The organism is Micromonospora sp. NPDC052213 (assembly GCF_040679695.1).
In the GTDB taxonomy this organism is placed as follows: domain Bacteria; phylum Actinomycetota; class Actinomycetes; order Mycobacteriales; family Micromonosporaceae; genus Micromonospora.
Window position 1 is genome coordinate 1 of sequence record NZ_JBFAVI010000053.1, and the last position, 22,095, is coordinate 22,095.

23 protein-coding genes are annotated in these 22,095 nt (G+C 73.6%); 6 read left to right on the top strand and 17 right to left on the bottom strand.

What is annotated here, in order from left to right:
- Nucleotides 1-121 precede the first annotated feature (121 nt).
- The 3 genes from AB0L34_RS15525 to AB0L34_RS15535 all read left to right on the top strand — a co-directional run bounded on the left by AB0L34_RS15525 (nt 122) and on the right by AB0L34_RS15535 (nt 4,929).
- The gene (locus AB0L34_RS15525; RefSeq protein WP_363705164.1) at nt 122-1,555 is read left to right on the top strand and encodes a 3' terminal RNA ribose 2'-O-methyltransferase Hen1; all 1,434 of its coding nucleotides are present in this window, start codon (nt 122-124) and stop codon (nt 1,553-1,555) included.
- Nucleotides 1,552-4,077 (top strand): polynucleotide kinase-phosphatase, encoded by a 2,526-nt coding sequence (locus AB0L34_RS15530; RefSeq protein ID WP_363705165.1) that lies wholly within the window; start codon nt 1,552-1,554, stop codon nt 4,075-4,077. The genes AB0L34_RS15525 and AB0L34_RS15530 overlap by 4 nt, the downstream gene beginning before the upstream one ends.
- A gap of 138 nt (nt 4,078-4,215) precedes the next feature.
- Nucleotides 4,216-4,929, top strand: coding sequence for a VTT domain-containing protein (locus AB0L34_RS15535; RefSeq protein ID WP_363705166.1), 714 nt, complete (start codon nt 4,216-4,218; stop codon nt 4,927-4,929).
- 58 nt (nt 4,930-4,987) lie between these two features.
- On the opposite strand, the gene AB0L34_RS15540 is transcribed toward AB0L34_RS15535, so the two are convergent.
- The 14 genes from AB0L34_RS15540 to clpB all read right to left on the bottom strand — a co-directional run bounded on the left by AB0L34_RS15540 (nt 4,988) and on the right by clpB (nt 17,287).
- A complete protein-coding gene (locus AB0L34_RS15540) occupies nt 4,988-5,365 on the bottom strand; it encodes a metalloregulator ArsR/SmtB family transcription factor (RefSeq protein ID WP_007073957.1) in 378 nt (125 codons plus the stop codon).
- A gap of 57 nt (nt 5,366-5,422) precedes the next feature.
- Nucleotides 5,423-5,962, bottom strand: coding sequence for an orotate phosphoribosyltransferase (locus AB0L34_RS15545; RefSeq protein WP_350685601.1), 540 nt, complete (start codon nt 5,960-5,962; stop codon nt 5,423-5,425).
- 168 nt (nt 5,963-6,130) lie between these two features.
- Nucleotides 6,131-6,940 carry an SDR family oxidoreductase gene (locus AB0L34_RS15550; protein WP_357449844.1) on the bottom strand — a complete coding sequence of 270 codons (810 nt, stop codon included), beginning with the start codon at nt 6,938-6,940 and terminating at the stop codon, nt 6,131-6,133.
- The gene (locus tag AB0L34_RS15555) at nt 6,937-7,641 is read right to left on the bottom strand and encodes a hypothetical protein (RefSeq protein WP_357449846.1); all 705 of its coding nucleotides are present in this window, start codon (nt 7,639-7,641) and stop codon (nt 6,937-6,939) included. Before AB0L34_RS15555 ends, AB0L34_RS15550 begins: the two co-directional genes overlap by 4 nt.
- Nucleotides 7,642-7,713: 72 nt before the next feature.
- Nucleotides 7,714-8,544, bottom strand: a complete 831-nt coding sequence (locus AB0L34_RS15560; RefSeq protein WP_363705167.1) for a hypothetical protein — start codon at nt 8,542-8,544, stop codon at nt 7,714-7,716.
- Nucleotides 8,545-8,669: 125 nt separating this feature from the next.
- Nucleotides 8,670-10,238: a polyamine aminopropyltransferase gene (locus AB0L34_RS15565; RefSeq protein WP_357449853.1), complete on the bottom strand. Its 1,569-nt coding sequence runs from the start codon at nt 10,236-10,238 to the stop codon at nt 8,670-8,672.
- Nucleotides 10,235-11,065 carry a hypothetical protein gene (locus tag AB0L34_RS15570; protein ID WP_363705168.1) on the bottom strand — a complete coding sequence of 277 codons (831 nt, stop codon included), beginning with the start codon at nt 11,063-11,065 and terminating at the stop codon, nt 10,235-10,237. Before AB0L34_RS15570 ends, AB0L34_RS15565 begins: the two co-directional genes overlap by 4 nt.
- Nucleotides 11,065-11,487, bottom strand: coding sequence for a DUF350 domain-containing protein (locus AB0L34_RS15575; protein ID WP_350685610.1), 423 nt, complete (start codon nt 11,485-11,487; stop codon nt 11,065-11,067). The genes AB0L34_RS15570 and AB0L34_RS15575 overlap by 1 nt, the downstream gene beginning before the upstream one ends.
- Nucleotides 11,488-11,524: 37 nt before the next feature.
- Nucleotides 11,525-11,950 carry a DUF4247 domain-containing protein gene (locus AB0L34_RS15580; RefSeq protein ID WP_350702217.1) on the bottom strand — a complete coding sequence of 142 codons (426 nt, stop codon included), beginning with the start codon at nt 11,948-11,950 and terminating at the stop codon, nt 11,525-11,527.
- On the bottom strand, nt 11,947-12,453 hold the full coding sequence (locus tag AB0L34_RS15585) for a DUF2617 family protein (protein ID WP_363705169.1): 507 nt from the start codon (nt 12,451-12,453) through the stop codon (nt 11,947-11,949). Before AB0L34_RS15585 ends, AB0L34_RS15580 begins: the two co-directional genes overlap by 4 nt.
- Complete coding sequence (locus tag AB0L34_RS15590; protein WP_363705170.1) at nt 12,453-13,076, bottom strand: DUF4178 domain-containing protein; 624 nt, start codon at nt 13,074-13,076, stop codon at nt 12,453-12,455. Before AB0L34_RS15590 ends, AB0L34_RS15585 begins: the two co-directional genes overlap by 1 nt.
- Nucleotides 13,077-13,181: 105 nt before the next feature.
- On the bottom strand, nt 13,182-14,141 hold the full coding sequence (locus tag AB0L34_RS15595) for a hypothetical protein (RefSeq protein WP_363705171.1): 960 nt from the start codon (nt 14,139-14,141) through the stop codon (nt 13,182-13,184).
- Between the two features lie 69 nt (nt 14,142-14,210).
- Nucleotides 14,211-14,588 carry a hypothetical protein gene (locus AB0L34_RS15600; RefSeq protein ID WP_363705172.1) on the bottom strand — a complete coding sequence of 126 codons (378 nt, stop codon included), beginning with the start codon at nt 14,586-14,588 and terminating at the stop codon, nt 14,211-14,213.
- A 107-nt stretch (nt 14,589-14,695) separates the two neighbouring features.
- Nucleotides 14,696-17,287 (bottom strand): ATP-dependent chaperone ClpB, encoded by a 2,592-nt coding sequence (clpB, locus tag AB0L34_RS15605; RefSeq protein ID WP_363705173.1) that lies wholly within the window; start codon nt 17,285-17,287, stop codon nt 14,696-14,698.
- A 233-nt stretch (nt 17,288-17,520) separates the two neighbouring features.
- Between clpB and AB0L34_RS15610 the strand changes: the two genes are divergently transcribed.
- The 3 genes from AB0L34_RS15610 to AB0L34_RS15620 all read left to right on the top strand — a co-directional run bounded on the left by AB0L34_RS15610 (nt 17,521) and on the right by AB0L34_RS15620 (nt 19,845).
- The gene (locus AB0L34_RS15610; protein ID WP_350702229.1) at nt 17,521-18,021 is read left to right on the top strand and encodes a TrkA C-terminal domain-containing protein; all 501 of its coding nucleotides are present in this window, start codon (nt 17,521-17,523) and stop codon (nt 18,019-18,021) included.
- Nucleotides 18,022-18,028: 7 nt separating this feature from the next.
- Nucleotides 18,029-19,234, top strand: a complete 1,206-nt coding sequence (locus tag AB0L34_RS15615; RefSeq protein ID WP_350702231.1) for a cation:proton antiporter — start codon at nt 18,029-18,031, stop codon at nt 19,232-19,234.
- 179 nt (nt 19,235-19,413) lie between these two features.
- Nucleotides 19,414-19,845: a hypothetical protein gene (locus AB0L34_RS15620; protein ID WP_350702233.1), complete on the top strand. Its 432-nt coding sequence runs from the start codon at nt 19,414-19,416 to the stop codon at nt 19,843-19,845.
- A gap of 161 nt (nt 19,846-20,006) precedes the next feature.
- Here the strand turns inward: AB0L34_RS15620 and AB0L34_RS15625 are convergent, their stop codons facing one another.
- The 3 genes from AB0L34_RS15625 to dnaJ all read right to left on the bottom strand — a co-directional run bounded on the left by AB0L34_RS15625 (nt 20,007) and on the right by dnaJ (nt 22,093).
- The gene (locus tag AB0L34_RS15625; protein WP_357449879.1) at nt 20,007-20,216 is read right to left on the bottom strand and encodes a hypothetical protein; all 210 of its coding nucleotides are present in this window, start codon (nt 20,214-20,216) and stop codon (nt 20,007-20,009) included.
- A 193-nt stretch (nt 20,217-20,409) separates the two neighbouring features.
- Entirely contained in the window at nt 20,410-20,850 is a 441-nt protein-coding gene (locus tag AB0L34_RS15630; RefSeq protein WP_350682760.1) for a helix-turn-helix transcriptional regulator, read from the bottom strand.
- A gap of 46 nt (nt 20,851-20,896) precedes the next feature.
- Nucleotides 20,897-22,093, bottom strand: coding sequence for a molecular chaperone DnaJ (gene dnaJ, locus AB0L34_RS15635; RefSeq protein ID WP_363705174.1), 1,197 nt, complete (start codon nt 22,091-22,093; stop codon nt 20,897-20,899).
- Between the last annotated feature and the right edge of the window lie 2 nt (nt 22,094-22,095).

Below are 22,095 nucleotides of genomic sequence, written 5' to 3' on the forward strand. Positions count from 1 at the left end.
GCCCCACCCGCGCAGGGATCAAGCCTGACCGCCCGGAGCGGGTGGGGCTCCCCCGGAAACCACCCCGGGACAAGAGCAAAACGGGACGACGCAAGATCGAAGACACTGACACCATGGGCGCGTGCTGCTCACCCTGACCACCACCCACCGCCCGGCGACCGACCTCGGTCACCTGCTGGTCAAGCACCCCGACCGCGCACACTCCTTCGACGTGCCGGTCGGCACCGCGCACGTGTTCTATCCGGAGGCGGGCGAGCAGCGCTGCACCGCCGCCCTGCTGCTGGACGTGGACCCGCTGCGGCTGGCCGGCGCGCGGGGCAAGGGCCGCGGCCGGCAGCAGGCGGCGCCCCCGGAGGCCTTCACCCTCGGGCGGTACGTCAACGACCGGCCGTACGCCGCGTCCAGCCTGCTCTCCTCGGCGCTGTCCAAGGTGTACCGCTCCGCGCTGCGCGGCGAGTCCCGGGAGCGCCCCGATCTGGCCCGTACGCCGATCCCGCTGGAGGTGCGGGTGCCGGTGCTGCGCTGCCGGGGCGGCGCGGACGTGGCGGCCCGGATGTTCGGCCCGCTCGGCTGGGCGGTGACCGCGACCCCGATCCCGCTCGACGAGCGGCACCCGGAGTGGGGCGACAGCCGGTACGTCGACCTGACCCTGACCGGGACGCTGCGCGTCGCCGACGCGCTCAACCACCTCTACGTCCTGCTGCCGGTCCTGGACGACGCCAAGCACTACTGGGTGGCGCCCGACGAGGTGGACAAGCTGCTCCGGGCCGGCGAGGGCTGGCTGGCCGACCACCCGGAGCGGGGCATGATCACCCGCCGCTACCTGGCGCACCGGCGCGCGCTGGCCGGGCTGGCCCTCGCCCGCCTCGCCGAGCAGCGGTTGACCGACGAGCCGGCCGCCGCCGAGCCCGACACGGTGGACGAGCCCACCCTCCGCCAGCCGACGTTGGCGGCGCGGCGGCGGGAGGCCGTCCTCGCGGCACTGGTCGAGTCCGGCGCGAGCCGGGTGCTGGACCTGGGCTGCGGCGGGGGCGCCCTGCTCGCCACGCTGGTCGGCGACCGTCGGTTCACCGAGATCGTCGGCACCGACGTGTCCCCGCACGCGCTGGCCCTGGCCGCCCGGCGGCTGCGGCTGGACCGCCTGCCCGAGCGGCAGCGGGACCGGGTCCGGCTCTGGCAGTCCGCGCTGACCTACCGGGACGACCGGCTGCGCGGCTACGACGCGGCGGTGCTGATGGAGGTGATCGAGCACGTCGACCCGCCCCGGCTGCCGGCGCTGGAGGACGCCGTCCTCGGTCACGCCCGCCCCGCCACCGTCGTGGTGACCACGCCCAACGTCGAGTACAACGTCCGCTACGAGGGCCTGCCCGCCGGGCGGTTCCGGCACGCCGACCACCGGTTCGAGTGGACCCGCGCGGAGTTCGCGGCGTGGGTCGACCGGGTGGCCGCGACCTACGGCTACTCGGCCGCGATCGGCGGGATCGGCGACGACGATCCCGAGGTCGGCGCCCCCACCCAGCTCGCCGTGCTCACCCGCCAGGAGAACAGCCGATGACCACCCTCGACATCCCCGAGCTGGCCCTGGTCGCGCTGGTCGGCGTCTCCGGCTCCGGCAAGTCCACCTTCGCCCGCCGGCACTTCGCGCCCAGCCAGGTGCTCTCCTCCGACGCGTTCCGGGCGATGGTCGCCGACGACGAGAACGACCAGTCGGCCTCCGCCGACGCGTTCGACGCGCTGCACCACGTCGCCGCCACGCGGCTGCGGCGGGGCCGGCTCACCGTGGTCGACGCGACCAACCTCCAGCCGCACGCCCGGGCCGCCCTGGTGCGGGTGGCCCGCGAGCACGACGTGCTGCCGGTGGCCGTCGTGCTGGACGTGCCCGAGGCACTGGCCTGGGAGCGCACCGAGGGCCGCGCCGACCGCACCTTCGGCCGGCAGGTGCTCGCCCGGATGCAGCGCGACCTGCGCCGGTCGTACGGGCAGCTGGCCCGCGAGGGTTTCCGGAAGGTGCACGTGCTGCGTGGCGTGGACGAGATCGACGCCGCCGAGATCCGCTACGAGAAGCTGTTCAACGACCGGCGGGAGCTGACCGGGCCGTTCGACATCGTCGGTGACGTGCACGGCTGCCGCGCCGAGCTGGAGGCGCTGCTGACCCGGCTCGGCTGGGAGCTGCGCCGCGACGAGCACGGCCGGCCGGTCGACGCGACGCACCCGGCGGGGCGTACCGCCGTCTTCGTGGGTGACCTGGTGGACCGCGGCCCGGACTCGCCCGGCGTGCTCCGCCTGGTCATGGGCATGGTCGTTGCCGGGCACGCGATCTGCGTGCCCGGCAACCACGAGCAGAAGCTGCTGCGCCGGCTGCGCGGCCGGGACGTGCGGCTCACCCACGGCCTGGCCGAGACGATGGCCCAGCTGGCGGCGGAGCCGGACAGCTTCGTGGCCGAGGTGGCGGCCTTCGTCGACGGCCTGGTCAGCCACTACGTGCTGGACGGCGGCCGGCTGGTGGTCGCGCACGCCGGGCTGAAGGAGGCGTACCAGGGCCGCGCGTCGGGCCGGGTGCGGGCCTTCGCGCTGTTCGGCGAGACCACCGGCGAGACCGACGAGTACGGGCTGCCGGTGCGCTACCCGTGGGCGCGGGAGTACCGGGGCTCGGCGATGGTGGTCTACGGGCACACGCCCACCCCGGAGCCGGAGTGGGTGAACAACACCATCTGCATCGACACCGGCTGCGTCTTCGGCGGCCGGCTCACCGCGCTGCGCTACCCCGAGAAGGAGCTGCTCTCGGTGCCGGCGGAGCGGGAGTGGTACGCCCCGGCCCGCCCGCTGACCGCCGCCCCGGCCCGCCCCGACCAGGTGCTGGAGCTGTCCGACGTGGCCGGCCGGCGGCACGTCGAGCACGCGTACGGGTCGCTGACGGTGCCGGCGGAGAACGCCGCGGCGGCGCTGGAGGTGATGAGCCGGTTCGCGGTCGACCCGCGTTGGCTGGCCTGGCTGCCGCCGACGATGGCGCCCTGCTCGACGGCGACGGTGGGCGGCTTCCTGGAGCACCCGGCGCAGGCGTTCGCCGACTACCGCGCGGCGGGCGTGGACCGGGTGGTCTGCGAGGAGAAGCACATGGGCTCGCGGGCGGTGGTACTGGTCTGCCGGGAGCCCGACGGCGGGCCGTTCGGCCCGGGCGGCGGGGTGGTGCACACGCGCACCGGCCGGCCGTTCTTCGGCGAGCCGCTCGACACCGGGCTGCTCGACCGGGTGCGCGGTGCGGTCGCTGGGGCGGGTCTCTGGGCCGAGCTGGAGACCGACTGGCTGCTGCTCGACTGCGAGCTGCTGCCCTGGTCGGCGAAGGCGGGCGGGCTGATCCGCGAGCAGTACGCCGGGGTCGGCGCCGCCGGCCGGGCCGCGCTGCCCGCGGCGCTGGCCGTGCTGGAGGCCGCCGCCGGTCGGGGCCTGCCCGTGGGCGACCTGCGCGACCGGATGGCCCGCCGACGCGACGAGATCGTGGCCTACTCGGACGCCTACCGGGCGTACGTGGGGCCGACCGACGGGCTGCGCGGGGTGACCCTGGCCCCGTTCGCGGTGCTCGCCGGCGCCAAGGCCAGCTACGCCGACCGGGACCACGGCTGGCACCTCGGGCTGGCCGACCGGCTCTGCGCGGCCGACCCGGAGTTCTTCACCCCGACCCGTCGACAGGTGGTCGACCTGGCCGATCCCGCCGCCGAGGCGACGGCCACGGACTGGTGGCTGGAGCTGACCGCCGCCGGCGGCGAGGGCATGGTGGTCAAGCCGTACGCCGGACCGGCCGCCCGCTCCGAGCGGGGCTCGCTGCTCCAGCCGGGGATCAAGTGCCGGGGCCGGGAGTACCTGCGGATCATCTACGGACCCGGGTACGACGAGCCGGAGCAGCTCGCCGCGCTGCGCCGCCGGTCGCTGGGGCGCAAGCGGGGGCTGGCGCTGCGCGAGCACGGGCTGGGGCTGGCGGCGCTGGACGCGCTGGTCGCCGGTGCGCCGCTGTGGCGTCGGCACGAGCTGGTCTTCGCGATCCTGGCCTGCGAGTCCGAGCCGGTCGACCCCCGGCTGTAGGCGCGGTCCCCGCCGTCCCGGCCCCGGTCGGGACGGCGGGCGGGCGGACGCGGGTGTGACGTCGAGCACCGGCACGCCGGGGAGCCACCTAGACTACGGACGTTCCGTCCCCGACCGGCATACATCGGAGGTCACCTCGTGCCGACGCCCACCACCACCCTGGCCCTGGGGCCGAGCTGGCTCGATCCAGAGGTGTTGATCTCGACGTTCGGGCTGATCGGCATCCTGGTCATCGTCTTCGCCGAGTCCGGCCTGCTGATCGGGTTCTTCCTGCCGGGCGACTCGCTGCTGTTCACGGCGGGTCTGCTCACCGCCGACGGGAAGTACATCACCTACCCGCTGTGGCTGGTCTGCCTGCTGATCACCCTCGCGGCGATCGCCGGCGACCAGGTCGGGTACGCGTTCGGCCGCAAGGTCGGCCCGGCCCTGTTCCGCCGGCCGAACTCGAAGCTGTTCAAGCAGGAGAACGTGCTGAAGGCGCACGACTTCTTCGAGAAGTACGGCGCGCGCTCCATCGTGCTGGCCCGCTTCGTGCCGATCGTGCGGACGTTCACGCCGATCGTGGCCGGGGTCAGCCGGATGAACTACCGCACCTTCGTCATCTACAACGTGATCGGCGGCATCCTCTGGGGCACCGGCGTGACCGTGCTCGGCTACTTCCTGGGGCAGATCCCGTTCGTCAAGGCGAACATCGAGATGATCCTGATCGCCATCGTGGCGCTCTCGGTCGTCCCGATCGCCGTCGAGCTGCTGCGGGCGCGGATGGCCGCCAGGCGTGGCACCACCCCGCAGGAGCGGGCCGCCGCCGAGGAGGCGATCCGGGAGACCCGGGAGCACTACGGCAAGCACTGACCGCCCGGCCGTCCGGTGCCGTCCCCGCTGGGGGATGGCACCGGACGATCGCTACAGGTCAGCGAGCCTTCTTGGTGGCGCGCTTGCGCGGCGGGGTCAGCAGATCCGCGATCGTGGCGATCGCGGTCGGCACCAGCCGGTAGTAGGCCCAGACACCGCGCTTCTCCCGCTCCAGCAAGCCGGCCTCGGTGAGGATGCGCAGGTGGTGACTGACCGTCGGCTGCGAGAGGCCGAGCGGCGCGGTCAGGTCGCACACGCACGCCTCGCCCTCGGGCGCCGACTGGATCAGGCTGAGCAGCCGCAGTCGAGCGGGGTCGGCGAGGGCCTTGAGGACCCCGGCGAGACGCTCGGCATCGGCACGTTCGATCGGCTCGCCGGCAAGCGGCGAGATCTGAGGCATGGTCATTTCAGCCAACGCAGTTCCCACGTATTCCATCCTTCCACCAGCAGCATCGATCCGCCTGCATATCGGCAGATCCGAATCGGCAGACTTTTACGCCACAAGGCCGAGGTCAGCCAACGTATAGGCCGCCCGATAAGGCAGTCCGGCAGCTCTCACCGCGTCGCCGGCGCCTCGATCAACAATAACCGCCACACCCACGATCTCGGCCCCGACCTCACGAAGGGCCTCGACCGCGGTCAACACACTCCCCCCGGTGGTGGACGTGTCCTCCACCGCCAGCACCCGCCGGCCGGCCACGTCCGGTCCCTCGATCCGGCGCTGGAGCCCGTGCGCCTTGCCCGCCTTGCGGACCACGAACGCGTCCAGCGGATGATCAGTCGCGGACGCGGCGTGCAGCATGGACATCGCCACCGGATCGGCGCCCAGGGTCAGGCCACCCACCGCGTCGTAGTCCCAGTCGGCGGTCAGCTCGCGCATCACCCGGCCCACCAACGGGGCGGCCTGGTGATGGAGCGTGACGCGACGCAGATCGACGTACCAGTCCGCCTCGCGGCCGGAGGAGAGCACCACCCGGCCGTGGACCACCGCCAGGTCGGTAATGAATTTACGCAGGTCGTCGTGGTCCCCCATGGGGGTAGAGGGTACTGCGCAAGTCTGGGAGCCGCGTGCCGGGTCCACCCGGATCAGCCGTGGGAGCAACCGATGGATGGCGATGGCCGGCTACGCTGAGCGACCGTTCAGCCGGTGGGACGGGCGATCGACGCCGGCCGGCGGCGCGGCGTGGTGCCGCCGCGGCGGTCAGCCGCCGTCGCGACCGATGCGGCCCCGGGTGTCGCGGGCCACCGCCTCCAGCAGCCGCCGGGGCGCGTGCCGCAAACCGGCGACGGCCAGCTTGTACTTCCACGCGGGGACGCTGACCAGCTTGCCTTTGCGCAGGTCACGCAGCGCCTCGTCGACCACGTCGTCGGCCCGCAGCCACATCCACTCCGGGGTCTTCGACATGTTGATGCCGGCCCGCTCGTGGAACTCCGTCCGCGTGTAGCCGGGGCAGAGCGCCATCACGCGGACGCCGAACGGCCGCGCGGACTGGCCGACGGACTCACTGAAGTTGGTGACCCACGCCTTGCTGGCCGAGTAGGTCGAGCCCGGCATGACCGCCCCGAAACCCGCCACGGAAGAGACATTTATCACTGCCCCGTGACGCCGCTCGGTCATCGGACGCAGGGCCGCGAGGGTCAGCCGCATCACCGCGTGCACGTTGAGCCGCAGCAGCCGCGCCTCGTCCTCGGCGGACGACCGCAGGAACGGGGTGTTGAGGCTGATGCCGGCGTTGTTGACCAGCAACTCGACCGGCGACCCCTCCGCCAGCCGCCGCTCCACGGCCGCGCAACCGTCGTCGGTGGACAGGTCGGCCGGGATCGTCTCGACCTCCCGGCCGTGCCGCGCGGTCAGCTCGGCCGCCGCGTCGGCCAGCCGGGCGGCGTCCCGCGCCACGAGCACCAGGTGCCAGCCGTCCGACGCCAGCCGGCGGGCGAAGGCGGCGCCGATGCCGGCGGTCCCGCCGGTGATCAGGGCCCGCCGCCCGGTGGTCGGCTGGTCGAGCGTCACGGGCGATCCTCACTCGGCGGGTACGAAGGCGCGGGCGGCTGGTGCCACGGGTGCTGGGCGGGCGGCGGTGCGGACTGCTGCGGGTCGGCGGGCGGTGCGGGCTGCGTCGGGGGCTGCTGCGGGGCGGGCGGTGCTGGTCGGCGGCGGAACCAGGCATTCGCCGCCGGCAGGGCCAGCAGCGTTGCTACCACAAGGTAACCGAGCACCTGGCCGACGGAAAGCCCTGCGCCCAACGGAATCCACCAGGACGGGTGGGCGTCGTCGACGAGGCCCAGCAACTCCCCCGTCGCCCGGTCGTCCTCGCCGAGTCGCAGCGGGGCGGCGCGCTGGCCGACCAGCACCGCCAGCGCGCAGCAGCCAAGGATCAGGCCCAGGCCGGACACCACCCAGGTCGCGGTGCGCGCGCCGGAGCGGCCGGCCCGCAGGCCGAGGGCCAGGCCGGCGAGGAGCAGCCCCGCCAGCAGGCTCACCACCACGGTGAGCACGGTGGACACGCGCAGCAGGGTGACGATGCGGTCGACCTGCCCGGGGCCCGCCGAGGTGCCCCCGGCCGCGTCGCGGAACCGGTCCACGGTGCCCCCGAGGGTCGCCGCGCCGGCGACGGCGTACGCCAGGGCGGCGACCGCCATCAGCACCAGCGCCGCCACGGCCAGCGTGACCACGGCCGGGCGACGGGCCGGTGCCCGATCGGGGTACGACACGACGAGTCCCTCCGGTAGGCGTCGGGATGCAACCTACTCGGAGGGACCGTCGGCGTCGCCGTTATCGACCGGTCAACTCATCGGCGGCGGCGTCGGACCGGGGCGGTCCGAGCCGGGCTGCTCGCCACCCGGGGTCGCCCCCGGCTGACCCGGCTGCCCGCCGTACGGAGCGGACGGCGGCTGGCCGCCCGGAGCCGGGTAGCCGGGCTGGCCCGGCGCCGACGGCTGGCCGGGTGCCTGCGGATACCCCGGCGTCTGCGGGTAGCCGGGCTCGCCGGACGTCTGCGGGTGGCCCGGGTAGGCCGCGCCCGGGACCGGCGGCTCCCACGCCTGCTTCGGCTTGCGGAAGAACTCGTTGGCCTTCGGCAGCGCCAGCAGGATCAGCGCGGCGAGCAGCGAGAGCAGCCCGATCACGCCGACCAGCGTGGAGACCGGGTTGACCCAGCCGGGCAGCGCCTCCTCCAGGCGGCGCTGGATCTCCTCGGGGCTCGGCCCGTTGCCGGTCGTCTGGCCGGTCCCGCCGAAGCCGCCGCCCGCCAGGCCGCTGGCCAGGCCGCCGCCCGTGCAGCAGACCATGATGCCGCCGATGATCCAGGTGGTGATCCGGGCCCCGTTGCTGCCCCGGTTGTTGAACACGCCCAGTACGGCGAGCACCACCGCGAGCAGGAGCAGGATGGCGGCGCTGACGATGGTGATGACCTTGGTGATGTCCGCCAGGTTCTGCACACCGTTGGCCTCGGTGCCCCGGTATGCCTCGTCGAGCACCCTGGAGACGGTGCCGAGGGTGGACAGCGTGATGATGACGCCGATGAGCTGGGTGAGCGCGAACAGCCACAGCAGATACGTGGAAATGGTCACCACACCCGGCCGGGTGCGGGCCGGCGTGTTGTGGGGATCGACCATGATTCTCCCTCCCTAAGATCGCGGTCACACCGTATCGAGATCGGGCCAGTCGGGCACGGCAGGCGGACACCGACCCGCCGTACGGCATCGATACGTTCGCCCGCGACGGGGCGCGGCGGGGCGCGTCAGTAGCCGCGCCACTCCGCCCGCGCGTACTCCAGCACCCGGGGCTGGAGCAGGGTGGAGGCCGGCACGTCCACGCGGCGGCGGTCGGCGGGGAAGGCGCCGGCGGCGGAGAGCGTCGCCGCGTCGAGGAAGCGCAGCGCCGGCGCGTCCGGCGGCAGGGTCAGGGCGGGCGCGGTCGCGCCGGGGGCGGCGAGCAGGAAGCCCCAGTCGCCGAAGGACGGCACGTCCACGTGGTACGGCGTGGTGGCGAAGCCGGCCTCGCGCAGCGACGCCTCGATCGACCAGTACGACCGGGGCGCGAAGTACGGCGAGCCGGACTGCACGACCAGCCGGCCGCCCTCGGCGAGCACCGCGCGCACCAGCGCGTAGAACTCGACCGTGTAGAGCTTGGCGGTGGCCGTCTCGTCCGGGTCGGGCAGGTCGGCCACCACCGCGTCGAACCGGTCCGTGGCGGTACGCAGCCACGAGAACGCGTCGGCGTGCACCACCCGGACCCGGGGGTCGTCGAACGCCCCGCCGTTCAGCCGGCGCAGCTGCGGCTCGCTGCGGGCCAGCGCCACCACCGCCGGGTCCAGGTCCACCACCGTGACCCGCCGGACGTCCGGGTAGCGCAGCAGCTCGCGTACGGCGAGGCCGTCGCCGGCGCCGAGCACCAGCACCTCGCCACGCGGACCGTTCAGCACCGGATGCACCAGCGCCTCGTGGTAGCGGTACTCGTCGACGGAGCTGAACTGGAGGTCGCCGTTGAGGAAGAGCCGCAGGTCGGTGCCGGCCCGCCCGGTCTCGGCGACCGAGCGGGTGAGCACGATCTCCTGGTAGCGGCTGCGCTCGGCGTGCACCACCGGGTCCCGGTAGAGCTGCTGACGGGCGGTCAGCTCGAAGTCGTGCGCGGTCACCCACGCGTACCCGAGGCTGAGGAAGACCACGGCGGTGCCGGCGCCGAGCGCGACGCGGGCCCGGCGGCTCAGCTCGCGCCGGAAGACCGTGCAGACCAGCGCGAGCCCGGCCACGGCGTTCACCGCGCCGACCACCAGCGCGCCCTTGAGCTGCCCGAAGACCGGCAGCAGCAGGAACGGGAAGGCCAGCCCGCCGAGCAGCGCACCGACGTAGTCGGCGGCGAACAGGTCCGCCACCGCGCTGCCGGCGGACTGCTCCCGGATGCGTTGCAGCAGCACCATCAGCAGCGGGATCTCCGCGCCGATCAGCAGGCCCAGCACGAACGCGGTGCCGACCAGCGCCGGGCCGTAGAGGTCCAGCCACGCGAAGGCCGCGTAGAGGCCGAGGACGGAGAGACCGCCGAGCAGGGCCAGGGCCAGCTCGATCGCGGCGAACGCGGCGGCGGCGCGCGGCTGCAACGGCTTGGCGGCGAGCGCGCCGACACCCATCGCGAACACCATGACGCCCAGCACGATCGACGCCTGCCCGACCGTGTCCCCGATCAGGTAGCTGCCCAGGGCGACCAGGGCCAGCTCGTAGACCAGGCCGCAGGCGGCGCAGACGAAGACCGCGACGAGCACCGCCGCGCGGGACAGCCGCCACCGCGCGGGCGCCGGCGCGTCGACGGTCACCGGCCCTCCGGCGTACGTCGTGGGTCCCGCTTGGCGGACTGCTGCCGGGGAGCCGTGGGCGTCCGCCCGTCGGCCCCGCCCTTCTCGGCCTCCCCGCGGAGCTGGCGGCGGCGCTGCCACAGGCCGACGGCGACCAGCAGCCCGGTGAGCAGCAGTAGGCCGAGCGCGGCCAGCAGGTAGCCCCAGCGGTCCCGCCACAGGTCGTTGCCGGCGTCCGACAGCGGCGCGGGGGTGGCCGCGTCGGCAGCCGGGGTGGCGGCCGGTTCCACCAGTCCCGCCTCGACGGCGAGCAGGGGCAGCGTCACGGCGGCCCGGGTGATCGCCCAACCCGGATCGTCGATGAAGACGTCCTCGGTCAGGCCGAACCGGGTCAGCCCGTCCTCGATGCGGAACAGCTGACTGGTGGAGATGTCGGCGGACCCCGTCACGTCGATCCGTGCGAAGTCGTTGCTCTCGCTGCTCTCCGAGGTGTAGGCGACCCGGGCGTCCACCTGCACCCATCGGGGGCACGCCGGGTTCTCCTCGACCGCGACCCCGTCGCCGAGGTTCGACCCGACGCTCAGCGGGTCGCTGTAGCTGAAGTAGTCCTGGAGCACCCAGCCGTAGCAGAGGCCCTGGCTGTCGGCGGAGCGTTGGAGGATCGGCACGGTGTCAGCGCGTTCCTGCGCGGTCGGCGACGGCACGTCGTCGTCTCCCGAACCGCTGTTGACCATCCCGGCCACCACGCAACCGAGGACGATCATGCCGCTGACCAGCCAGATGACCACCGCCGCTTTCGGCGACGACTTCTTCGCGGCCGGCGCGGCGGGTGTCTTCGCGCCGGCCATCAGCTGATGGCGGCGGCGATGATCGCGCCGGTGGCCAGGTGGACGACGGCGGAGACCCAGACCGCCGGGTGCGGCTGCGGGTCGACCAGGATCTCCCCGAGCCTGCCCGGCGTGGCCACGTCGAGCAGCAGGAACGCCGCCGCCATGATGACCAGGCCGAGGATGCCGTACGCCGCCGCGCCGACGATGCCGAGCACGAAGTCGTCGGCGCTGGCGGCGATGGCGGCCACCACGATGATGCCGACGCCCGCCAGGTTGGAGGCGAGCAGCAGCGCGGCGTTGCGGTTGCGCTCGACCCAGATCAGCTCGTGGAGCTTTCCGGGGGTGGCCACGTCGACCAGGGCGTAGCCGACGGCCATCAGGACGACACCGACCACGCCGTAGGCGAGCGTGACCAGCAGATCGGTGACCAGCGTCTGCAAGGGGACTCCAGGGGTTTCGTCGGGGTGAGGGGATGGGCTACTTGCCGGAGCCCGGGCCGCCGCCGCGCACGGTGCTGCCCCGGCCCCAGCCCCAGTGGTTGCCCACGGTGGAGTGGTAGCGCGGGTACGCCGTGCCGAGGCGTTCCAACAGGATCACCGAGCCGGCGGCGATCGGCAGGATCACCACCGAGTCGTCGTCGTAGCGCAGGTAGACGCCGCTGCCGTCGACGTACTGGTCGGCCGGCCGCCACGCGTCGGTGACCTCCTTCGCCACCTGGCTGGGCGACCGGTTCGAGGTGTAGGCGACGGCGTCCCGGCCGATGTCCTGGCTCGCCGCCCGGGTGTACCTGTCCTCGACGAAGCCGCGGGGCGAGAAGTTGCCGTAGAAGATGGCGAAGGCGGCGACCAGCGCGCCGATGACGGCGAACGCCACCCCCACCACGAACCAGCGTCGGTACGTCATCGCAGTGCCACCACCGTCTCGGTCAGGACCAGCTCGTTGGTCTGGGGATACGCGTGCCAGGTGCGCCAGCCGAGGGCGCCGTCCGGCGGGTCGGGACGCACCGACAGCGCGGTCACCGCGTCGGCGTCGCCGGGGAAGACCCCCACCAGCGCGTACGGGTCGTCGGCCAGGTCGGCGCGCAGGGCGGCCACCCGGTCGCTCAGCCCGGTGCCGGCGGGCCGCAGCACGGTCGCGGTGAAGCGGTAGCCGTTCGCCTCGTCCTGCACCTGGTGCGGCAGCTCGGGCGGGCGGCCGGGCAGGCAGGCGACCGTCTCGGTCAGCGTGGCGCCTCCAGCGTGCAGGACCACCTGGTGCGAGGCGCCGAGCAGGCGCAGCCGCAGCCGGACGCCGCCGGGCAGGTCGAGGTCGAGCACGTGCAGCGCGGGCAGCTCGTCGTCGCCGAGAGCCAGGCTGAGGTCGGCGGCGCTGGTGTCGACGTACGGGGCGTCGAGGGTGACGAGCATCAGTCCACCTCGGCCTGTGGGTAGATCATCACGTCGGCGCGGTGCAGCACCTCGCCCAGCGCCACCTCCCAGCCCGCCTCGCCGTACGCCTCGAAGGAGAGCCGGGCCCCACCGGGTGCCTGGTAGTCGTGGTACCGCATGGTGCCGGTCGGGTCGAGGCCGGTGGTGCCCGTCGCGGTGTAGCGGGCCTGGCCGGACTCGTCCCAGTTGTAGCGTCGGCCGGCGAAGTCGATCGTCGGGGCGCCCGGGGTGACGGTGGCGCCCGGCTCGGCGGCCCAGAGCACCAGTTCCAGCTCCGGGTCCTCCTCCACGGAGAGCCAACGGCGCACGCCCGCGGCGTCGTCGAGCAGGTGCTCGGCCCAGCTCCAGCCGCCCTCGACCAGGCGGATCGAGCCGCGGACGGCGTACGACGTCCCACGGATCTCGACGATGTCGCCGGGCTTCAGGCGGCGGGGGTCGCCGCGCAGCGCGTCGGCGTCCCGGTCCCGCAGCGGATCGCCCGGGTCCTTGGGGCGCTGGGGCCGGGACCGACCCCGGCGCAGGGCAACCACGGCGACCACCACTCCGGCCACCCCCACCAGACAGCCCGCCGCCGTCAGCAGGTACGCCACCGACCCGTCCACCGACCACCTCCCCAGGTACGTCGGCGGAGACGGTAACAACCCCGCGCACCTGGGGAAACCTGCTGCCGTTCGAGTGAGAGACCGATTACGTGGCGTGCTGGGCGCTCAGTCGTCCGCCGTCCCCGTCTCGGCGTCGCCCGGCCGGGCCGGGGCCTCGTGTGCCGCCGGATCGGGGCAGATCAGGTGACCGGGCGGGACGGCCTGGTGACCACCGGGGTCGGCCGGCGGGACGTGGACGCCGGGCCCGGCCGGCGGGGCGTAGGCACCTGGCCCCGCCACTGGGGCGTAGGCACCGGGCCAGGCCGGCGGGACGTGTCCGCCGGGCCAGGCCGCCGGGGTATAGGCGACGGGCCCGGCCGGCGGGGCGTAGGCGACGGGGATCAGGGCGTAGCCGGCCGGCGGTGGCGGCGCGGCGGGGGAGGCGGCCCGGGGCACGAACCACCGGTGGGCGGGCGGCAGCGCCAGCAACAGCACCACCGCGAGGGTGAGCAGCAGCACGGCCAGCACCCCGAGGCCGGCCAGCGGGAACAGCACCGCATCGAAGGGGTCGGACTCCGAGTAGAGGGTCTCGATGAACTTCGACTCCGCCCAGAAGTCGGCCTCCGGGTCGACCGACCCCTCGTCGGGATACTCCCCCTCCGCGTACGGCTCGCTGAGGCCGAGGCCGAGGAGCAGGGGGAACATGAGCATGCCGGCGAAGCTCTGGCCGCAGCAGACGACCAGTTGGACGCCGCCGGCCACGAAGACCAGGATCCGGGCGACGTTGCCGCCGCGCCGCACCGGCAGCGCCGTGGCGGCCAGCCAGAGCGCGAGCAGCAGGGCGGGCAGGCCGAGCACCACCGCCCCGACGACGTTGCTCCAGCGCTCGCCGCGCACCTCGTCGGGATCGGCGTCCGGAACCGCCCGCACCGCGCGGTCGATCTGGCCGTCCCACTGGATGGCCTGGGTGACCACCAGGGCCACCAGCCCGAGGAGGACGAGCACGGCCACGAGCTGCAACCAGAAGGCGATGGTGACGGTGGCGGGACGGGGCGGGCGTACCGGCGCGTCGGCGGGCGGCGTCATGGGACGGAAGCTACGGATCGCCGACGCCGGCCGGCAGGGCCGATCGGGCGGGGCCGGCCGGCGAACGGATCACGCTCCGGCGAGCCGCTCCGACGCGTAGCCGCCCAGGGTGGCGCGGCCCATGACGCAGCCGGTGAACGTGCCGAACTCGGCCGGGTCGTCCCGCAGTGCCGTCCAGGCCGCCCGACCGGCCGCCGGGTCGAGCCGTTCCAGCAGCGTGGCGGCGTAGACGCGGCCCGCCGGGGTGCCCCCGGCGAGCAGCCGGTCGAGGTGCCCGCGTACGTCCTCGGGGTGGTCGGCGAGCGCCGCCTCGACCCGCCGGTACGCCTCGGTCACCGGCAGCAGCGTGCCGGCGATCCCGACCCCGCCGAACGCCACCGTGTCGGCCTGCCGCAGCTCGTCGAGGGCCGCCTCGACGTCCCGGTCCCTCTTCCCGATCCCGAACATGCCCCTCTCCTTCCCCGCCGCGCCCCGCCCCACTCGTCGAGTCATGAGGTTGGCGGCGGTTGCCGAACTCGCCGCCATCCTCATGGTCGATGCGGGTCGGGCGGGGGTCAGGCCGTCGAGACCGAGAGGGCGTCCTTCGTGTCCGCCAGGTCGACGCGAACCGTGTCGCCGTCGCGGATCCGGCCGGCCAGGAGGGCCTTGGCGAGCTGGTCGCCGATCGCCGTCTGGACCAGGCGGCGCAGCGGCCGGGCCCCGTAGATCGGGTCGTAGCCGTGCTCGGCGAGCCACCCCCGGGCGGCGTCGGTGATGTCCAGGCCGAGGCGGCGGTCCGCCAGCCGCTTGCGCATCCGGTCGAGCTGGATGTCCACGATGGCCCGCAGGTCGTCACCGTGCAGCGCGGCGAAGACCACGATGTCGTCCAGCCGGTTGAGGAACTCCGGCTTGAAGTGCGACCGGACCACCGCGAGGACGCCCTCCCGGCGCTGCTCCTCGGCCAGCGTCAGGTCGCCGATCACCGACGACCCGAGGTTGGAGGTGAGGATCAGGATGGCGTTGCGGAAGTCCACCGTGCGGCCCTGCCCGTCGGTGAGCCGGCCGTCGTCCAGCACCTGGAGCAGGACGTCGAAGACGTCCGGGTGGGCCTTCTCGACCTCGTCGAGCAGGATCACCGAGTACGGCCGGCGGCGCACCGCCTCGGTGAGCTGGCCGCCCTCCTCGTAGCCGACGTAGCCGGGCGGGGCGCCGACCAGGCGGGCGACGGAGTGCTTCTCGCCGTACTCGCTCATGTCGATGCGGACCATGGCCCGCTCGTCGTCGAAGAGGAACTCGGCGAGCGCCTTGGCCAGCTCGGTCTTGCCGACGCCGGTCGGGCCGAGGAAGAGGAAGCTGCCGGTCGGGCGGTCCGGGTCGGCGACCCCGGCCCGGGCGCGGCGTACGGCGTCGGAGACCGAGCCCACGGCCTGGGCCTGACCGACCACGCGGGCGCCCAGCGACTCCTCCATCCGCAGCAGCTTGGCGGTCTCGCCCTCCAGCAACCGGCCGGCGGGGATGCCGGTCCAGGAGGCGACGACGGCGGCGATGTCGTCGGCGCCGACCTCCTCCTTGAGCATCGCGCCGTCGGCCTGGAGCCGGGCCAGTTCCTCCTCGGCCTGCTTCAGTCCGGCCTTGAGGGCGGGAATCCGGCCGTAGCGCAGCTCGGCGGCGCGCTCCAGCTCGCCGTCGCGCTCGGCCCGCTCGGCCTCGCCGCCGAGCCGCTCCAGCTCCTCCTTGGCGGTGGAGAGCTTGGTGATGTGGTCCTTCTCCAGCTTCCAGCGGTCGGCGAGGGCGGTGAGCTGCTCGCGCTTGTCGGCCAGCTCCTTGCGCAGCCGCTCCAGCCGCTCGGCGGAGGCGGCGTCGGGCTCCTTGGCCAGCGCCATCTCCTCGATCTCCAGCCGGCGCACCGCCCGCTCGATCTCGTCCACCTCGACCGGCCGGGAGTCGATCTCCATCCGGAGCCGGGAGGCGGACTCGTCGACCAGGTCGATCGCCTTGTCCGGCAGGAACCGGTCGGTGATGTAGCGGTCCGACAGCGACGCGGCGGCGACCAGGGCGGCGTCGGTGATGCGTACGCCGTGGTGCACCTCGTAGCGCTCCTTGAGGCCGCGCAGGATGCCGATGGTGTCCTCGATGGTCGGCTCGCCGACCAGCACCGGCTGGAAGCGGCGCTCCAGGGCCGGGTCCTTCTCGATGTGCTCGCGGTACTCGTCGAGGGTGGTCGCGCCGACCATCCGCAGCTCGCCGCGGGCCAGCATCGGCTTGAGCATGTTGCCGGCGTCCATCGAGCCCTCGCCCTTGCCGGCGCCGACGACGGTGTGCAGCTCGTCGAGGAAGGTGATGACCTGCCCGTTGGAGTTCTTGATCTCCTCCAGGACGGACTTCAGCCGCTCCTCGAACTGGCCCCGGTACTGCGCGCCGGCGACCATCGCGCCGAGGTCGAGCGAGACCAGCTTCTTGTCGCGCAGCGACTCGGGCACGTCGCCGGCGACGATCCGCTGGGCCAGGCCCTCGACGATCGCGGTCTTGCCGACGCCCGGCTCGCCGATCAGCACCGGGTTGTTCTTGGTACGCCGGGACAGCACCTGGATCACCCGGCGGATCTCCGAGTCCCGGCCGATGACCGGGTCGATCTTGCCGTCGCGGGCGCTGGCGGTCAGGTCCACGCCGTACTTGGCCAGGGCCTGGTAGGTCTGCTCGGGGTCGGCGGTGGTGACCCGCCGGTCCCCGCCGCGCACGGTCGGGAAGGCGGCGACGAGGTTCTCCTCGGTGGCGCCGGCCGACCTCAGCGCGCCCGACACCGCGCCACCCACCCGGGCCAGGCCGGCGAGCAGGTGCTCGGTGGAGGTGTACTCGTCGCCGAGCGGCCGGGCGATCTGCTCGGCGGCCCCGATGGCGTTGACGAACTCGCGGGCCAGGGTCGGCTCGGCGATGCTGGAGCCGCGCGCGGCGGGCAGGGCGTCGACCGAGCGCTGGGCGACCCGGCGCAGCTCGGCGGGGTCGGCCCCGACGGCGCGCAGCAGGCCGGCGGCGGTCGAGCCCTCGGTGTCCAGCAGTGCCAGCAGCAGGTGCCAGGGCTCAACGGTGGCGTGACCGCGCTGGTTCGCCATCGCGACGGCACCGGTGATGGTCTCGCGGCTCTTGGTGGTGAGTCGTTCCGTGTTCATGGGCTCCCCCGGATCGGCGTGTCCACTGGGAAGGACACAACCAGAGTTGAGCCTATTCCGCTCAACCCTGGGCGTGTGAGCTGGATCACTCTCACGGCCCGGACGCGCCCAGTGGTGTCTGAGTGATCGATTGGACCGGCCGCTCCCGTGGCGGAGAAGCGCTGAGCGACCACACAGCGGAACGGCGCTCGTTGCCAAGATCTACGCATGCCGACCAGGGGTAGCCTGGCCGTGTGCGCGTACGTGTTGAACAGACCGCCCTGCCGGGAATCGGGGTCCGTCACGATCTGCTGACGGAGTCCGGTCGCCGCCTCGGCGTGGTCTCCCACCGCAATGGCCGCCGTGACCTCGTCCTGTACGACCCGGACGATCCCGACTCATGTCAGCACGACATACCGCTGACGGACGACGAGGCGGAGGCGCTCGCCGACATCCTCGGCGCGTCGCTGATGCTCGGTCAGCTGTCCGGGCTGCGGGAGCAGGCCGCCGGCCTGCTCACCGAGCAGATCGCCATTCCGGCCGGCTCGAAGTACGTCAACCGGAAGCTCGGGGACACGCAGGCACGTTCCCGCACGGGCGCCTCGATCGTGGCCGTGCTGCGCCACGGCGAGGTGATCGTCTCGCCGGAGCCCTCCTTCCGCTTCGCCGCCGGTGACGTGGTGGTCGTGGTCGGGACCCGCCAGGGCCTCGACGGGGTGACAGCCATCCTTGCCGACAGCGACCCGGACGGCTGAGGCGCGGATGCACGAAACGACAACACTGCTCATCGAAGTCGGCGCACTGCTCTTCCTGCTCGGCCTCCTCGGCCGGCTGAGCCGCCGGATCGGCCTCTCGCCCATCCCCCTCTACCTGCTCGCCGGGCTCGCTTTCGGGCACGGCGGCCTGCTGCCCCTGGCCGCCAGCGAGGAGTTCTTCGCGGTCGGCGCCGAGATCGGCGTGATCCTGCTGCTGGTCATGCTGGGCCTGGAGTACTCGGCCAACGAGTTGGTCGGCAACCTGCGCGCCGCGGCCCCGGCCGGCCTGATCGACGGGCTGCTGAACGCGCTGCCCGGGGCGGCGTTCGCGCTGCTGCTCGGCTGGGACTGGGTCGCCGCCCTGGTGCTCGCCGGCATCACCTGGGTCTCCTCCTCGGGGGTCATCGCCAAGGTCCTCGCCGACCTGGGCCGCCTCGGTAACCGGGAGACCCCGGTGATCCTCTCGGTCCTGGTGATCGAGGACCTGGCGATGGCGTTCTACCTGCCCCTGGCGACCGCGGTGCTCGCCGGCAGCGGCCTGCTGGGCGGCGGCATCGCGCTCGGTGTCGCGGTCGGCACCGTGCTGCTGGTGCTGGTGGTGGCGATCAAGTACGGCAACCTGATCTCCACCGCCATGTCGGCGAAGGACCCGGAGGCGCTGCTGCTCGGCGTACTCGGGATGACCCTGCTGGTGGCGGGCATCGCGGCGAAGCTCCAGGTGTCGGCGGCGGTCGGCGCGTTCCTGGTCGGCATCGCGCTGTCCGGACCGGTGGCGCACCACGCGACCGAGCTGCTCACCCCGCTGCGGGACCTCTTCGCGGCGGTCTTCTTCGTCTTCTTCGGTCTGGTCACCGACCCGCGGGACATCCCGCCGGTGCTGCTGCCCGCGCTCGCGCTGGCCGTGATCACCATGGCGACGAAGACGCTCACCGGTTACCTGGCGGCTCGCCGGGTCGGCATCGCCGAGCCCGGTCGCTGGCGGGCCGGCCTGACCCTGGTGCCCCGGGGAGAGTTCTCCATCGTCATCGCGGGGCTCGCGGTGGCCGCCGGCAGCGTCGACCCGAAGCTGGCGGCGCTCGCCACGGCGTACGTGCTGATCACGGTCGTGACCGGGCCGATGCTGGCGCGGCTGCCCGACTTCGCGTGGTTCAAGCGGTGGCTGCGGAAGCGCGGCGCGGCCCAGCGGGCCCAACCGGTGCCGGCGCACGACTGACCGACGTCACCGTCGAGGGCCGGGTCGACCGTACGGTCGGCCCGGCCCTCGCCCAACGGTTGTCGAATTGCCTCCGGCGGGGGCTACCGCCGGTCAACGCGCCGGGTTACCGTTTCGCCCCAGCAGCCAGAGCTCGCGGACGGCCTGAGCCCCCGCGGACGAGAGCGGAAGGTTGGCCGGTGAGCGTGCAGGAGTCGACGTTCCACGGCTTTGCCAACCCCGTCGATCCGACCCCCGCCGAGCTGCGCGCGTGGGCCTTCCAGCCCGACTCCGTGCCGCTGACCTCCATGCCGCCGGACTGGGACCTGCTGGTCTCCGGTGACCGACTGGTGGCGGTGCTCTTCGACCTGGCGATGGACGCGACCTGCCCGGCCCGCCGGTTCGCCCTGCACTGCCTCTACATCTACGCCGCCGACGGCATCCGGACGAAATTCCGCGCCCACCCGAAGCGGCGCTTCCGGAAGCTGGTCGAGCAGGCCGAGCGGAACGGCGACGACCTGATGCGCACCTGGGCGTACAACAGCCGGGTGCTGCTGGCCCGGCCGGAGCTCTTCGTCTACCGGGACTGGTGCGAGGGCGGCCTGGTCCGGGAGAACCGCCGCATCGCCTGAGCGCCCCACGCACCCGCACGGCGCACCCGGCATCCCGGCCCGCACTCCGAACGGCGAACGGGCCGGGACCCCCGCCCGGAACCTCTGGCGTCCCGGCCCGCCTCTGGACGGCGAACGGGCCGGGACCCCCCGTGGGTCCCGGCCCGCACGTCGGCGGATCGTCAGTGTTCCGATCCGCCCTGCTCGCGGCGTCTCGCCTCGTCGCGTCCCTGGTCGATGCCGTGGTCGACCTGGTCGGCGAACCTGCCGTTCTTGATCTCGTCGGTGAAGCGGCTCTCGGTGAACCGGTCGAATCTCTCCCGGACGTTCTTCGCCACCTCGTCGAGCCGTTCCTCGGTCTGCTGGGCAACCTTCCTCGCCGCTTCCGTCATGGCTCCCCCTGCCATCGGAGTCCGGATTGAGATGGTTGGACCTGATTCTGAGGCTAGCGGATCCGGCGCCGTCCCCGCCGTCGAACCGGCAACCGCGGGCCCTTGCCGAGACGGCGCGTCCCGGGCGGGGGCAGGGGCGGAAAAGACGACCGCGCCCGGCCGCGGGAGGGCGGCCGGGCGCGGTGAGGTGTCGTCAGCGGTCGGGTCCCCGCCGGGGACGCCAGACCACCAGCGCGGTGGAGGTGCGGTTGGTCGGGACGAGGTCGCTGCCCGGAAAGCGGGCCAACGACTCCAGCTCGGCGATCCGGCGGTACGCGGCGTCCAGCTCCGCCTCCAGCCGGGCCACCCGCTGCTGGGCCTGCTCCAGCAGCCGCTCCAGCCCGATGATGCGCTTGACCCCCGCCAGGTTGATGCCGTCGTCCTGGCTGAGCCGCTGCACCTCGCGCAGCAGCACCACGTCCCGCACGCTGTAGCGGCGGCCGCCGCCGGCCGCCCGACCCGGCTGGACCAGGCCCAGCCGGTCGTACTGGCGCAGGGTCTGCGGGTGCATCCCCGCCATCCGTGCCGCCACCGAGATCATCAGCACCTTGGCCTCGTAGGCAGGGTCACCCGAACCGACGAACTCGTCCGACATCCCGCTCACCTCCGCGTGCACTCCACCGAGCCGACTGAACACCGGGTCAACTGAATCGACGCACCCGCGCGTCGAGATGTTCCCGGGCGGCCGGCGGGGTCTGCGCGGCGAAGCTCTCCAACGCCGTACGCGCCTCGTCGGACACCCGCGCGGGCACCACCACGTCGAGGGTCACCAGCAGGTCACCCGCCTGCCCGTCACGGCGGACCACCCCCTTGCCGCGGGCCCGCAGGATCCGGCCGCTCGGCGTGCCCGGCGGCACCCGCAGGGTCACCGCGCCGTCGAGGGTGGGTACCCGCAGGTCCGTGCCGAGCACGGCCTCCGCGAACGTGATCGGCACGGTCAGCGTGAGGTCGTCGCCCGTACGCCCGAACAGCTCGTCCGGTCGCACCTTGACGTGTACGAAGAGGTCGCCGGCCGGGCCGCCCCGCGCGCCGGGCTCGCCCCGCCCCGCCAGCCGGATCTTCTGGCCGTCGGCCACCCCGGCCGGGAAGCGGACGTTCAGCGTGCGGGTCTTGGTGACCCCGCCGGTGCCCTGACACTCCGGGCACTTCTCCTCCACGATCGTGCCCACGCCCTGGCAGTTGCGGCACGGCTCGGAGAAGCTGAACGACCCCTGGTTGCGGGTGGTGGCCCCGGCGCCGTGGCACACCGGGCAGGTGCGCGGCTGGGTGCCGGGCTTGGCCCCGTTGCCGTGGCAGGTGTCGCAGACCCCCGGCGCGCGCAGCGTCAACGGGACGGTCACCCCGCGTACGGCGTCGTCGAAGTCGAGGGCCACCTCGGCCTCGACGTCCCGGCCCCGCGCCGGGCCCCGAGGTGAGGCCGGCCCGCCACCGGGACCGGCGGCCCCGCCGGAGAAGATCGAACTGAACAGGTCCTGGAAGCCGGCCCCGCCGAAGCGGCGGTCGCCACCCCCACCCGCCGCGCCCCCGAACAGGTCGGAGACGTCGAACGGCATGCCGCCGGGCTGGCCGGCGCCACGGGCGTTGCGCCGGAACGCGCCCGAGCCGAACAGCGAGCGCAGCTCGTCGTACTCGCGGCGTTTGGCGTCGTCGCCGAGCACCGCGTACGCCTCGGAGGCGGCCTTGAAACGCTCCTCGGCCTTCGGGTCACCGGGGTTGTGGTCCGGGTGCGAATCCCGCGCCAGCTTCCGGTACGCCTTCTTGATGTCGTCGCCGGAGGCGGCCTTGTCCACGCCCAGCACGGCGTAGAAGTCCTTCTCGATCCAGTCCTTGGAACTCACCG

What these genes read in the sequence shown, in the direction of transcription:
- AB0L34_RS15530 (WP_363705165.1), top strand. Translation starts at nt 1,552, where the DNA reads ATGACCACCCTCGACATCCCCGAGCTGGCCCTGGTCGCGCTGGTCGGC.
- AB0L34_RS15540 (WP_007073957.1), bottom strand. Translation starts at nt 5,365, where the DNA reads ATGGAATACGTGGGAACTGCGTTGGCTGAAATGACCATGCCTCAGATC.
- AB0L34_RS15545 (WP_350685601.1), bottom strand. Translation starts at nt 5,962, where the DNA reads ATGGGGGACCACGACGACCTGCGTAAATTCATTACCGACCTGGCGGTG.
- AB0L34_RS15560 (WP_363705167.1), bottom strand. Translation starts at nt 8,544, where the DNA reads ATGGTCGATCCCCACAACACGCCGGCCCGCACCCGGCCGGGTGTGGTG.
- AB0L34_RS15570 (WP_363705168.1), bottom strand. Translation starts at nt 11,065, where the DNA reads ATGGCCGGCGCGAAGACACCCGCCGCGCCGGCCGCGAAGAAGTCGTCG.
- AB0L34_RS15580 (WP_350702217.1), bottom strand. Translation starts at nt 11,950, where the DNA reads ATGACGTACCGACGCTGGTTCGTGGTGGGGGTGGCGTTCGCCGTCATC.
- AB0L34_RS15585 (WP_363705169.1), bottom strand. Translation starts at nt 12,453, where the DNA reads ATGCTCGTCACCCTCGACGCCCCGTACGTCGACACCAGCGCCGCCGAC.
- AB0L34_RS15595 (WP_363705171.1), bottom strand. Translation starts at nt 14,141, where the DNA reads ATGACGCCGCCCGCCGACGCGCCGGTACGCCCGCCCCGTCCCGCCACC.
- AB0L34_RS15600 (WP_363705172.1), bottom strand. Translation starts at nt 14,588, where the DNA reads ATGTTCGGGATCGGGAAGAGGGACCGGGACGTCGAGGCGGCCCTCGAC.
- clpB (WP_363705173.1), bottom strand. Translation starts at nt 17,287, where the DNA reads ATGAACACGGAACGACTCACCACCAAGAGCCGCGAGACCATCACCGGT.
- AB0L34_RS15615 (WP_350702231.1), top strand. Translation starts at nt 18,029, where the DNA reads ATGCACGAAACGACAACACTGCTCATCGAAGTCGGCGCACTGCTCTTC.
- AB0L34_RS15625 (WP_357449879.1), bottom strand. Translation starts at nt 20,216, where the DNA reads ATGACGGAAGCGGCGAGGAAGGTTGCCCAGCAGACCGAGGAACGGCTC.
- AB0L34_RS15630 (WP_350682760.1), bottom strand. Translation starts at nt 20,850, where the DNA reads ATGTCGGACGAGTTCGTCGGTTCGGGTGACCCTGCCTACGAGGCCAAG.